Source organism: Candidatus Aquicultor sp., assembly GCA_036504445.1.
Lineage (GTDB): Bacteria > Actinomycetota > Aquicultoria > Aquicultorales > Aquicultoraceae > DASXVE01.
In genome coordinates this window covers 18,734-30,830 of sequence record DASXVE010000028.1, presented here as the reverse complement: position 1 = coordinate 30,830, position 12,097 = coordinate 18,734, and the positions used below count along the sequence as shown (strand labels likewise).

Genomic DNA, 12,097 nt, shown 5'->3' with positions numbered 1-12,097 from the left:
GACCAACATAAAACGGTGATACTGATTAGAGGCTTTGGCAAGATGTCTATCAGCTTTAGCCTCTGTTCGTGCCCTGAACAAAGAATAAGAGGTGAACATGGCGGAATCGGTTATTAAGTTTGGAACGGATGGTTGGCGTGCGGTTATGAACGATACGTTTATAATCTCGAATGTTCAAGTGGTTGCACAGGCAATCGCCGATTATGTAAAGGGTGAAGGCCTGGCAGATAAGGGTGTTGTTATTGGTTACGATATGCGGTTTTTTGCGGAGCGTTTTGCAAACGAGTGCGCATCCGTGCTGGCAGGCAACGGCATACCGGTATATATGCCTCGCAGGTCAATGCCGACACCGGTCACTGCTTACGCGATAAAGATTTATGACGCGGCCGGCGCTATTATGCTGACCGCGAGTCATAACCCGCCGGAATACAACGGGATAAAATTCATTCCCGAATACGCGGGCCCGGCAAGCCCGGAAATCACGGGAAAGATCGAGCGGCATATCGTGGAGAACCAGCAGGCTAACCGCCTTATGACCTCGCCGGTCGAGGGAAACGAGCTTATTCGTGAAATTGAGCCGTTCCCGGAATATACCAAGCAGATCGAGCGGCTGATCGATTTTGAAACGCTTCGCAACACAAAGCTGAACGTTGCGCTCGATCCGATGTACGGCGCCGCACAGGGCTTGATGGACACGCTCTTGGCGGAAGCGGGCTGTGCCGTCGCAACCATCCATAACTACCGGGACGTCCTCTTTGGCGGCTCGTATCCCGATCCTAGCGAGGCGCATCTGTCCGAACTAAAGGATATCGTCATTAGAGACAAAGCCGATATCGGCCTCGCGCTCGATGGGGATGCCGACAGGTTCGGCGCGGTCGATTATGACGGCACGTATATCAAGGCCAACCAGGTATTAAGCCTTGTGGCGGTGCATCTGCTGAAAAACAGAGAGTATAAAGGTGTCTTAGTTCGCACGGTAGCGACGACGCACCTCCTCGATGAAATCGCAAAAGCTTACAATACGGAGGCCGTCGAAGTACCTGTCGGCTTTAAATACATCGCTCAGGTTATGATGGAGCGCCCGGTTGTCGTTGGCGGTGAAGAGAGCGGCGGTTTGAGCATCCAGGGTCATATCCCCGAGAAAGACGGCCTGCTTGCCGACCTGCTCCTTGCGGAGATGGTCGCGTATGAGAAGAAGCCGCTCACCGAAATACTCGGCGATATTTATGCGGCATACGGCGATTTCTATACGAAACGCCTCGATATACATTTAACGCAAGCAAGAAAAGATGAGCTGCTCAACGGGCTTAAGAACGATCCGCCGCAAGCTATCGCAGGTGAGGCTGTTATCGAAACCCGGACGGTAGACGGTATAAAGTTCATATTAGCGAGCGGGGATTGGATGCTGTGCCGCCCGTCCGGTACCGAACCGCTTATCCGGGTCTACATTGAATCGCGGGATAAAGGACGATTTAAAGCACTCGAAGAGTATGCGACCCAGCTTCTTTCCTAAGCTGGTTAGGGCGAACTCAAGGAAGCTGCAAAATGTTTTCAAGTTATAAAAAACAGCGTTAACCGTTAGCAGCACGCGTAGGCATAAAGCATTGATAAGCGCTTGTGGGATAGTACAAACCGAATGCGAAGCTATCAAGTTTAAGGTAAAACTTTAAGCTGTATTTCGCAGCCGGAAACTATTGAAGAGGCCTTTTGGCCTCTTCAATTTTACACCGCTTGTGTAATAATCCCAGCAGGTTACAGCATATTCTAACTGTCGTTACTATCGTATATACTGAGATTCTGGAAATCCTTCCTTTGGGGGAGTTACGTGAAGCGGAATTGGCATCTTTCTCTTGTGCTTGTATGTTTTGTGCTTGGCTTTTTGTTGGCTACGTCGTATCAGACCCAACAGCGAAACCAGGCAGCACTTGCAACGCCTCGAAAAACCGACCTTATCAACACGGTGCATAAGTTGGAAAAAGAACGGGATAAGCTGAAATTTCAAATCGAGGAAGAACGAGGCCAGATCGCAATCTATGAAAAGACGGCTGCCGAGAACGAGGGCAGTCTTTCCGACTATACACGAGCACTGGAAAACGTTCGCAGTGCCGCAGGTTTGTTGCAGGTCAAGGGAAACGGGCTTGTTGTGACGCTCGGGGATAACCAGAATTATCCCAAGGAAGATGATCCGAATAATTATGTCATTCACGATTACGATATTCGTCTTGTTGTAAACAGCCTCTTTGCGGGCGGGGCTAAAGCGGTTTCGGTAAACGGGCAGCGGTTGATATCGACGTCATCCGTTCGCTGTGCCGGCGGAACTATCCTGATTAACTCGACCAGGGAAGTAACACCGTATACTATAAAAGCGGTCGGCGATCCAGGAAAACTTAGACAGGCGCTCGACCAGGATGATACCACTAAACGATTACTAAACGAAGTAAAGACTTTTTACGGTCTACAAGCGGATGTCGTTCAAACAAACGATATCTCGATCCCCGGTTATAGCGGTGGTTTGCTTATAGAGCGTGCAAAGGTTATCGAAGGAGGAAACTAATTGCTGCCCTTGGTTGGTCTTGCCGTCGGTATTATAGCCGGCTTAGTGTTTAATATTCCCATTCCGGCTGCGTGGTCGAAATATCTCGGCATAGCGGTCTTGGCTGCGCTTGACACCGCCATCGGCGGCCTGCGAGCGAGCCTGGAGATGAAGTTCAATGAAAAGCTCTTTTTTACCGGCTTTTTCAGCAATACATTAATGGCTGTATTTATCGTCTTTATGGGCGACAGGCTGGGCATCGATCTTTTGTATCTAGCAGCGGTCGTCGCTTTTGGAGTCCGGTTGTTCCAAAACCTCGCGCTGGTGCGCCGTCACTATTTCCAGAAACGGCATTGGGAGTAAGCGTTGAAGCGAGTCGTAGAACTTTTCATATCACTTAATAGTCAAACAAGGCGCACCCAAATAGCAATCGCGTTGGTATGCGTGGTCATCGGCCTACTCATCGTGACTCAGCTCAGGGCGCAACAATCGGCCGGGCAGGTGCTTCAATCCGCAACCGAGGCCGACCTAGGCCAACTGGTCAGCAGCTTAAACAACGAAATCAACACGTTGCGCGCGGAAACAGCGGGCTTAAAGCTGCAACTCTATAAAATAGAGAGGATTAACCACGATAGCAAGGCGGTCATGGAGGAGTCCATAAAGAACCTGAACAACCTCAAGGTGATCGCGGGCCTGACCCAGGTAAGGGGCAGCGGTATCCGGGCGCAGATTTCGGATGACGAGAACGCCCTGACATCAACCGATATCGTTGACATCATCACCGAGCTGAGAAGCGGAGGAGCGGAAGCAATTTCAATTAACGGGGTACGAATCATCGGTAGCACTGGCATCAAGCAAAACAATCATGGTATCTTTATTGATGGAACAATGATTACCCCGCCATATGAAGTGCTTGCTATAGGAGAATCCGAGGTGTTAACCGAAGCGTTGACCATAGCCGGTGGCATCCGCGATAAATTGTCATCTCTATCAGGCGTATCCTTTTTTATTCATAAAGAAAATAGTATTAGAATTAACGCAGCAAGAGGTAAGAGCATTTAATTGTGTGGTATCGTGAAAACAGTAGCAGTAATCGTTTAACACAGGTAGGGCGACATGGCAGAGTACGCAGTAGCAGCTAAGAAAGATAAAAAAGGAATTTTTCATAACACCGTAATCAAAAGCATCGCAATAATTATAGGTGTAATAGTAATTGCCGTAGCCGGGTTTGCGATTATCGATACTATACTATACGCGAACAAGGTCCATGCGGGTGTTACGGTAGGCGGTATGGCAGCGGGTGGCAAGGATGAAGCGACGCTGCGTCACGACCTAGATGTGCTGAACTTAAAAATCGCGAACCAAAAAGCTACGATACGCTACGGCGGCAAAACGTGGACCGCTAACGCAAAAGACCTCGATGTGCGAATCGATATCGACAAAACCGTCGATAAAGCGTTTAGCGTAGGACGAAACAGGACATTAACCAAAAACGCGCAGAAGCGCGCAACCCTCTGGTTTACCCCTACGAATATCGAACCTATCTATGCGTACAATAAAGAGCAATTCGATCGTTTCGAAGATATCATAGCAAAATCGGTGGATGTAGCGGCGCAAGACGCGGCAATTAAGATTTCTGAAAACGGTGCCGTTGTTACCGGCAGCAAAGATGGCAAGCATGTTAACAAGCCTGTGCTGACTGCAGAACTCCTGCATGCGTTTTCAACCAATCAAAAGAATTCCATAGAAGTGCCGGTAAAAACAACCAAGCCGGATATCGCAGGGAACGATTTGTCCGAGGCAAAAAAGATCGTCGATCAGATGATTAAAGTGCCGCTAAGCTTAAAGTACCAGGATAAGCAGTGGCAGATACCAACGGATATGATTACTAACTGGATTGCATTCGACAAAGTACGCCAGGGAGATCACTGGACTGTTGATGTCAGTCTCAATAAGGATGATGTCGTTAGTTATATTAAAGAGCTTACGGAAGGGCTTACGACCGAGCCCAAGGATGCCATGTTTAATATAGCGGGGAAAACCGTGGTCATAGCCCCAAGCAGTCAGGGCACGCAAATCGATGTCGATAAAGCCTTCGATGCTATTACTGAAATAAGTAAAACAACCGATGACCCAAAAGAAGTAATGCTGTCGACGCAAACCGCCGAGCCGAAGTTAACCACGCAAGACGCGCAGAACATGGGCATAAAGGAGCAGGTGTCGAGCTTCACAACGTTCTTTAACGCAGGGCAAGCTTCTCGTGTGCACAATATTCAAACTCTTGGGCGTGCGCTTGACGGCACGATTTTGGCACCGGGCGAGACGTTCTCCTTTAACGGAAAGATAGGGCCCCGTACGGCGGAAAAAGGCTACCAGGAAGCGCCCGCAATCGTAAACGGCGAGCTTGTGCCAACTCTTGGCGGTGGCGTGTGCCAGGTTGCTACAACCTTGTTCAATACGATCTTCTTCGGCGGCTACGAAGTAGTCGAGCGCCATAACCATAGTTTCTTTATTAGCCACTATCCCACAGGTCGCGATGCGACCGTGTCGTTTGGCGGCCCTGATCTTAAATTTAAGAACAATTTTGAGCAATATACCCTTATTAAGACTTCAACCACGACGGGCTCAATAACTATAAGTTTCTACAGCACGAATCAAAACATAAAGGTTGATTACACTACGTCCGGCCCGAGCAATTTTAAACCGGCGCCGGAAAAACGCCAGGACGATCCAAGCTTGGCTAAGGGCACCCGGAAAGTATTCGATAAAGGCATAAGCGGGCGAGACGTGACCGTCAACAGAACCGTTACCAAAGACGGCGCTGAATTCTTAAAGGATAAGTTCTTTAGCAGGTACGATCCAAAGCCTACAGTTGTTAAAGTGGGCACGGAGGTCGTTGCTGCGCCTGTTACACCACCGGCAACTCCACCGACTACAAATCCAACGCCGGTAATTCCACCGGCTGCTCCAGGGAGTACTCCGCAATAAGAATTTTCGTATGCGCATCGGTCGCATCTTATATCGCAACTATGGTAAGAGCAGCTCGTTCTAAAAACCATTTTATACCATCACGGTTAGCGTCAACCATGACACTCAACAGTAGAACTTCCATTCCCAATAGCAAATTCACAATAAAACTAGCCTGTTAGTTCTGTTTTGGCTATTATAAAGAAAAGGTTTCAGCCTTTGGCCGTAAATCATATAGCCAGGGCTAACCATGTATATAGTCGAGTGAGGAGCAGAAGCAATGTGGAATAAAGCATGTGAGGCAATGCCGCGCGAACAGTTGCGTGAGCTACAGCTTGAACGCCTTCGCGATACTGTACGGCGTGTGTACAACAACGTACCGATGTACAAGAAGCGCTTTGATGAAGCCGGCGTTGGCCCGGATTCAATAAAATCGCTCGATGATCTCGAGAAACTGCCGTTTACGGTTAAGACGGACTTACGGGACAACTACCCGTTTGGTTTGTTCGCAACGCCCATGAAAGACATTGTCCGCCTGCATGCATCATCGGGCACGACCGGGAAATCAATCGTTGTTGGCTATACGGCCAAAGACATTGAGACCTGGGCGGAACTTATGGCGCGCACGCTCGCATCGGCAGGTGCAACTGCCGACGATGTAGTTCAGGTCGGTTATGGATACGGTTTATTTACCGGCGGTCTTGGCGCGCACTACGGTGCTGAGCGGCTCGGCGCCGCCGTCGTGCCGATTTCGGGAGGTAATACGAAACGGCAGATCACTATTATGGAGGACTTCGGGACTACCGTGCTCGCATGCACGCCGTCATACGCACTCTATTTAGCCGAAGCTGCAGAGGAGATGGGTGTTAAGGATCGTCTCAAGCTTAAAGCGGGCGTCTTCGGAGCGGAACCCTGGTCGGATAATATGCGCAAAGACATCGAGAAAAAGTTCAATATTCTTGCCATTGATATTTACGGCTTAAGCGAAATCATCGGCCCCGGCGTTGCCTTCGAGTGCCCGGAAAAAGGTGGCTTGCACGTGAACGAAGATCACTTCATCGTCGAGACTATCGACCCGGACACCGGCAAACAGCTGCCGCCCGGTGAAAAAGGCGAACTCGTATTTACAGCGGTTACCAAAGAGGCATTTCCGGTCATCCGCTATAGAACGCGAGATATCTCATCAGTTACGTTTGAACCGTGCTCGTGCGGCAGAACGCTTGCGCGTATGGATAGAGTGACCGGGCGTACGGATGACATGATCATCATCCGAGGCGTTAACGTATTCCCGTCGCAAATTGAGAGCGTACTCATGGAGATTGAGGGTACCGAACCGCATTACATGATTATTGTCGATAGAGTCGGCACTATGGATACCATGCAGATCCAGGTAGAGGTTAACGAGCGGTTCTTCTCGGATGAGGTTAAAGGTCTCGAAGCCTTCGGGCGCAAGGTAAAGCGTGAGATCGAGAGCATTCTGAATATCTCGGTCGATGTTAAGCTGGTCGAGCCGAAAACAATTCAGAGAAGTGAAGGTAAAGCAAAACGAGTTATCGATAACAGGAAGTTGTAAATCGTAGGTGAAAAACCGTTGAATAGTGTCCGATATGGAGGTATACACGATGAAAGTGATCCAACTCTCGATATTTCTTGAAAACAAAAAGGGCCGTCTCGCTGAAGTTACCAAGGTTCTTGGGGATAACGACGTAAATATAAGGGCTCTATTTATAGCCGATACGTCGGATTTCGGCATTCTGCGTATCATCGTCGACAGGCCGGGCGAAGCCTACGATATTCTCAAGAATAACGAGTTTACGGTAAGCAAAAATGAGGTTGTCGCGGTCAAAGTTCCGGACGAACCGGGCGGTTTATCAAAAGTGCTGCATACGCTGGACGCAAACGATCTCAATATCGAATATCTCTACTGCTTCGTCGATAAAGATTTGAGGGCGGCGATCGATATCATGCGCTTTGACGATATTGAGCGCGCGGTAGAGGTCCTGCAGAGGGAAGGAATAAAGCTTCTCAGCTCAGCCGAATTAAGCAACATGTAATCGAGCGATTACGCATCGTATATAAACATATCATCCAAGCCGGTGATCAAGAATATTTTCCTGATTGTCCGGCTTGCGTTGATTATATGGATGCTCTTTACTTGCGTCGACATCCTGGTAAGGAACTGCAGAAATGCACTGTCGACATATTGTACCCAGGCGCAGTCTATGGTGAGAATCTCAACTTGCGGTGTCATGTGTTTCCAGAGATTGTCTTGCAGTAAAGGCACCGTGTATGCGTCTAAATCACCCTGGATGCTTACAAGCAGCTCCGCGCCGAGCCGTATCACTTGGCAGCTAAAATCTTCATACGTTTTCATTACTATCTCCGAATTATTGGAATAAAAAGGGTGCAGAACATTTTGAGCGTTGATTGTGGATGCAGTATTTTTATATCCAATAATGCGGTTAGTAAACATTTCCTCAAGAAAGATGTTTATCTGTGATACGGGCGCACAACCTCTCCGGATGGCTATGGGTCATAGTATAATAGCTAGCGCAACTCACACCGCGATCTAGTGCATAATGTCCGCTTATTTTGGATAAGAATCCTTTTGCAGACAGGAGAAATGCGGCAGGGTTGGTTTTAATGGATAAACGGTTTCAGATCGCCGACGGCGATGAGATAAAAGCGGGCCAAATTACCGATATATACTTTCTACGGGATATAGAAGTGCTCGAAGCAAAGGGTGTTTGCAAGCACGTTTTGGGTGAAATGCGGGCTGCGGTTTTTCCCGATGGATGGTCGTGGGCCGTCTGCGCCGGCATAGAAGAGATAGCGCGGTTGTTTGAAGGGATACCGATCGATGTTGATGCGCTAGATGAAGGGATGCTATTCAAACCTGAAGATATCGTTCTTATTGTCGGCGGCATTTATACGGATTTCGCCATTTATGAGACGTCGATGCTCGGTCTCGTCTGCCAGGCGTCCGGAATCGCCACGCGTTCTGCCAAGTGCAAACTTGCTGCGGGAGAGCGACAGCTGGTGAGTTTCGGGGCCCGGCGTATGCACCCGGCAATCAGCCCGATGATCGAACGTAATGCTTTTATCGGCGGCTGTGACGGAGTTGCTGTTGCCAAGAGCGCGGAGTTAATCGGCGAACAAGCCGTCGGTACAATGCCGCACGCCTTAATCCTGGTATTTGAAGACGCCGCGACAGCATTTCGTGCGTTCGATGAAGTAATCGATCCTTCGGTGCGCAGAGTGGCGTTAATCGATACATTCGAAGATGAGAAATTCGGCGCGCTAACAGCCGCGTACACATTAGGCGATAGGCTCTACGCCGTCCGGCTTGATACACCTGCTTCCCGCAGAGGCAATTTCGTTAAGATTCTGCGGGAGGTCCGGTGGGAACTCGATCTACGCGGTTTTAACCACGTAAAGCTTTTTTGCACGGGCGGGCTCGACGAGCAGAAGATTCTGGAGCTCAATGAGTATGCCGACGCTTACGGCGTGGGCACCTATATCAGCTCAGCCCCGGTGGTCGACCTCTCATACGACCTGGTAGAAATAGCAGGCAAACCGCTCGCCAAGCGCGGCAAGATGTCGGGCGCCAAGCAAGTGTGGAGATGTGCGGCATGCTTTGCCTCGCGGCTCACGCCAAGAGACAAGAAACCGCAAAACCCGTGTGCGTGCGGGGGCGACTGGGTACCGCTGCTGAAACCCCTTATAAGAAACGGCGAGATTGTACGCGATATGCCAAGCCCCCACCAGATACGCTCATTTGTATTATCGCAACTAGAGAAACTGCAAAACGCCTTGTAGATTATCTTTTCTTTTCACTTGATTAATCGTAATATGCTAGAAGATATGGCTTATTATAGTTTTGTTAAGAAGCAAACAATATCTATCTTCATAGTAATTGCCTTATGCTTGCTGCCGACTCTACCGGCATACGCGCAAACGGTGCAATCGGCTAAAACTGACGTAGCCGGGGCTGAAACATCCGAAACCCCGGTGCCTCCTCAACTCGATGAACCGTCGGGGATTCTTATCGATGCCTCGACCGGCGAGGTCTTGTGGGAAAAGAACGCCGACCAACACCGTGCCATCGCAAGCACAACGAAGATTATGACCGCAATACTCGCGATCGAAAGCGACCGCCTTGAAGATACGGTTACGGTAAATAGCGATGTTATTCCCGCGACCAGGTGGGGTATTAAACTCGTACCCAGTGAAGAGATAAAACTAAGAACCCTGCTCTATGCGCTCATGTTGCCCTCGGCGAACGACTCAGCCATCGCCATAGCGGATAAGATAGGCGGCTCCGTAGATAACTTTGTAAAAATGATGAACGTAAAAGCGATCAATCTCGGGGCCGAGAATACATACTATGTAAATCCTCATGGGCTTCCCGGCGAGGGCCATCCTTACTCAACGGCACGCGATTTAGCGCTTGTCACCCGCTATGCTCTCAAGAATAAGGTCTTTGCAGAGATAGTCATGACAAAAACCATGAAACTAGGCAGGACGATTCCAAAGGTTGAGAATGCTGTTGAGAATACAAACAAACTGCTCTGGCAATATCCAGGGATGATCGGCGTTAAAACAGGGCATACCAACGAGGCCGGTTTTTGCCTCGTGTCGGGCGCACAGCGAGACGATGTATCATTAATCGGCGTGCTCCTTGGTGCAAAAGGGCCCGACATTCAGTTTTGCGATTCAGCACGCCTGCTTGATTATGGATTCAGTTTGTATGAAAAGCAACGCGTCGTATCGCAAAAGAAGGTATATAAAGTCTTTAGGCTCGATTACGGGCAGAAAATCGTTCTTGTACCGGCATCAGATCTAGACGTTCTGATACGCCGCTCTTCAACGATCTCGGTCAAAGTATTAAGTCAACCGAGCCCGAGTCTGCCGGTTAAGAAGGGAACGCGCCTTGGCACGATAGTCGTGTCACAAAACGGGCGTATTCTTGCAAATACAGCCCTGGTTGCAAAAGCCGAGGTAAAAGATGCTACGTTTTCACAAATCCTAGGTTACTATTGGAGTCGTGTCGTCAGCTCGATATTTTAAGCGACTTCGAAAATTCCGCGACCGCCTTGTTCGATCCATGCTTCAATCGACCGCAGCATAGCGACCGCCTCGTCCTCAGATTCATAACCGCCCATGGGTATCCGGGAATCGTAACGCGCCATAACAGCCGCAAGCGTAAAACCGGCAACAGGTGTTTCCTGCCCCGGCGGATATATTCTATCGCGCATTACCTCAAAACCCGCAACCTCACCGATGATGATGGAGGTCTTTTTGTCTTTTGACCTAATAATCACACGTATCGCCTCGCTACCATTTTATTTCGAATTCGAGTTTGCCTCCGCCGTCTTTCGCTTCGAACTCGATTTTCGTCTTTGCTTCTGCCGGCACCACAACTCGTTTGCCTTCTATTATAAGCTCAAATTGCGCGCTCCGCTCAATAGAATCGGCAATTGTTCTTAACGATTGGGCGGTAGAACGCCTCGATGATTCATTATGTTTTACAGAGCCCGTATTAATACGGGCTGCAACTATAACAGCGCCCACGCCGATAAGGATTTCAGCGACGCCTGCTAAACGAAAGGTCTTGTCCGGTGCTTTTAGTATGGTATCGATTGTATCTTCAAAGGTAGGCCCCAGCTTATCGGTGCGATACAACTTCAGATAGTCTTTTGAGAAGACCGTGAAAAGAACTCCTTCCGCTGCAAGCAGTAGCCCTAGAGTTTTGATAACTTTGTGCACGCGATCACCCCAAATGTATGGATTTCTTTGAATGTTCCCGGACTAGCTCGTTATCAAACTGAACTAGAGCCAGTTTAAGGGGTTTACAGGGTCGCCGTCCTGCCTGATTTCGAAATGGAGGTGCGGCCCGGTGGCGAGCCCGGTTGAACCCGAATAGGATATGACCTGACCTTGATTAACATACTGGATCGCATGAACAGTGAGGCTTGAGTTATGTCCGTAAAGAGAAGTAATGCCGTTACCGTGGTTGATAATCACCATGTAGCCGTACCCGCCCAACCAACCCGAGAAGGCGATTGTACCGCTTTGTGCAGCCACAACCCGTGTGCCCGAAACCGCGCCTGGATCTAGCCCGGCATGCATCCTAAACGTCTTGAGGATCGGATGATACCGCATACCGAAAGCCGCTGTAACAGGCGCGTTTACCGGCCAAGCAAAGCGACTGTTGCTTGCGATATCCGAACTTGTGGCGTGCTTTTGCGCTAAAGTCCGGCCAGGCGCAGGCTTCTGCGCCGTTTACGCTTGTTGATCGAGGGTTTTGATCTCGTTCGTAACCATGCGCGATGTGCCGCGAGCACATCCTCGGCGCTGGCGAGCTGTATCTTTTCTTGCTGCGCTTGGGTAAGAATCGCTTGCTGCTTAGTGATCTCGGTCTGGAGCTGCGTTTGCAGCTGAGTAATTGCGAGATCGTTATTTTGGATATCTTGAGTAGCGCTACCTGCCGCTGTTCGTTAGCGGCCCGTAGGCTTTTATTTGCTTCGATTTGCCGGTTTAATTCCTGTAGCTGCCGTTGTTTTGCGTCTATCGGCGACGCCAGCGCTAGCGGGA

The 12,097-nt window shown here is 49.5% G+C and carries 13 protein-coding genes; 9 read left to right on the top strand and 4 right to left on the bottom strand.

Annotated elements, in window-relative coordinates; translation table 11 throughout:
- Nucleotides 1–97 precede the first annotated feature (97 nt).
- The 7 genes from VGK02_09705 (at nt 98) to VGK02_09675 (ending at nt 7,554) form a co-directional block, all read left to right on the top strand.
- Entirely contained in the window at nt 98–1,513 is a 1,416-nt protein-coding gene (locus tag VGK02_09705; protein HEY3375324.1) for a phosphoglucomutase/phosphomannomutase family protein, read from the top strand.
- Nucleotides 1,514–1,825: 312 nt separating this feature from the next.
- Nucleotides 1,826–2,554: a DUF881 domain-containing protein gene (locus VGK02_09700; protein ID HEY3375323.1), complete on the top strand. Its 729-nt coding sequence runs from the start codon at nt 1,826–1,828 to the stop codon at nt 2,552–2,554.
- Nucleotides 2,555–2,896, top strand: coding sequence for a small basic family protein (locus VGK02_09695; GenBank protein HEY3375322.1), 342 nt, complete (start codon nt 2,555–2,557; stop codon nt 2,894–2,896).
- A 3-nt stretch (nt 2,897–2,899) separates the two neighbouring features.
- Nucleotides 2,900–3,595: a DUF881 domain-containing protein gene (locus VGK02_09690; GenBank protein ID HEY3375321.1), complete on the top strand. Its 696-nt coding sequence runs from the start codon at nt 2,900–2,902 to the stop codon at nt 3,593–3,595.
- A 54-nt stretch (nt 3,596–3,649) separates the two neighbouring features.
- Nucleotides 3,650–5,521: a VanW family protein gene (locus tag VGK02_09685; GenBank protein HEY3375320.1), complete on the top strand. Its 1,872-nt coding sequence runs from the start codon at nt 3,650–3,652 to the stop codon at nt 5,519–5,521.
- Nucleotides 5,522–5,780: 259 nt separating this feature from the next.
- Nucleotides 5,781–7,073: a phenylacetate--CoA ligase gene (locus VGK02_09680; GenBank protein HEY3375319.1), complete on the top strand. Its 1,293-nt coding sequence runs from the start codon at nt 5,781–5,783 to the stop codon at nt 7,071–7,073.
- Nucleotides 7,074–7,122: 49 nt separating this feature from the next.
- Nucleotides 7,123–7,554, top strand: coding sequence for an ACT domain-containing protein (locus tag VGK02_09675; protein HEY3375318.1), 432 nt, complete (start codon nt 7,123–7,125; stop codon nt 7,552–7,554).
- Nucleotides 7,555–7,562: 8 nt separating this feature from the next.
- On the opposite strand, the gene VGK02_09670 is transcribed toward VGK02_09675, so the two are convergent.
- Nucleotides 7,563–7,874: an STAS domain-containing protein gene (locus VGK02_09670; GenBank protein HEY3375317.1), complete on the bottom strand. Its 312-nt coding sequence runs from the start codon at nt 7,872–7,874 to the stop codon at nt 7,563–7,565.
- A gap of 269 nt (nt 7,875–8,143) precedes the next feature.
- Here VGK02_09670 and VGK02_09665 point away from each other — a divergent pair, with 269 nt between their 5' ends.
- Nucleotides 8,144–9,319, top strand: coding sequence for a nicotinate phosphoribosyltransferase (locus tag VGK02_09665; protein ID HEY3375316.1), 1,176 nt, complete (start codon nt 8,144–8,146; stop codon nt 9,317–9,319).
- Between the two features lie 45 nt (nt 9,320–9,364).
- The gene (locus VGK02_09660) at nt 9,365–10,570 is read left to right on the top strand and encodes a D-alanyl-D-alanine carboxypeptidase family protein (protein HEY3375315.1); all 1,206 of its coding nucleotides are present in this window, start codon (nt 9,365–9,367) and stop codon (nt 10,568–10,570) included.
- On the opposite strand, the gene VGK02_09655 is transcribed toward VGK02_09660, so the two are convergent.
- From VGK02_09655 to VGK02_09645, 3 genes are all read right to left on the bottom strand, one after another.
- The gene (locus VGK02_09655; protein HEY3375314.1) at nt 10,567–10,824 is read right to left on the bottom strand and encodes a hypothetical protein; all 258 of its coding nucleotides are present in this window, start codon (nt 10,822–10,824) and stop codon (nt 10,567–10,569) included. The genes VGK02_09660 and VGK02_09655 overlap by 4 nt on opposite strands.
- A 13-nt stretch (nt 10,825–10,837) precedes the next feature.
- Nucleotides 10,838–11,269 (bottom strand): amphi-Trp domain-containing protein, encoded by a 432-nt coding sequence (locus VGK02_09650; GenBank protein ID HEY3375313.1) that lies wholly within the window; start codon nt 11,267–11,269, stop codon nt 10,838–10,840.
- A 63-nt stretch (nt 11,270–11,332) separates the two neighbouring features.
- Nucleotides 11,333–11,665, bottom strand: a complete 333-nt coding sequence (locus tag VGK02_09645) for a M23 family metallopeptidase (GenBank protein HEY3375312.1) — start codon at nt 11,663–11,665, stop codon at nt 11,333–11,335.
- Nucleotides 11,666–12,097 lie beyond the last annotated feature (432 nt).

Bases quoted from the DNA above. Each gene is read 5' to 3' on its own strand.
- VGK02_09705 (HEY3375324.1), top strand. From the start codon at position 98: ATGGCGGAATCGGTTATTAAGTTTGGAACGGATGGTTGGCGTGCGGTT.
- VGK02_09685 (HEY3375320.1), top strand. From the start codon at position 3,650: ATGGCAGAGTACGCAGTAGCAGCTAAGAAAGATAAAAAAGGAATTTTT.
- VGK02_09680 (HEY3375319.1), top strand. From the start codon at position 5,781: ATGTGGAATAAAGCATGTGAGGCAATGCCGCGCGAACAGTTGCGTGAG.
- VGK02_09675 (HEY3375318.1), top strand. From the start codon at position 7,123: ATGAAAGTGATCCAACTCTCGATATTTCTTGAAAACAAAAAGGGCCGT.
- VGK02_09670 (HEY3375317.1), bottom strand. From the start codon at position 7,874: ATGAAAACGTATGAAGATTTTAGCTGCCAAGTGATACGGCTCGGCGCG.
- VGK02_09665 (HEY3375316.1), top strand. From the start codon at position 8,144: ATGGATAAACGGTTTCAGATCGCCGACGGCGATGAGATAAAAGCGGGC.
- VGK02_09660 (HEY3375315.1), top strand. From the start codon at position 9,365: ATGGCTTATTATAGTTTTGTTAAGAAGCAAACAATATCTATCTTCATA.
- VGK02_09645 (HEY3375312.1), bottom strand. From the start codon at position 11,665: ATGCGGTATCATCCGATCCTCAAGACGTTTAGGATGCATGCCGGGCTA.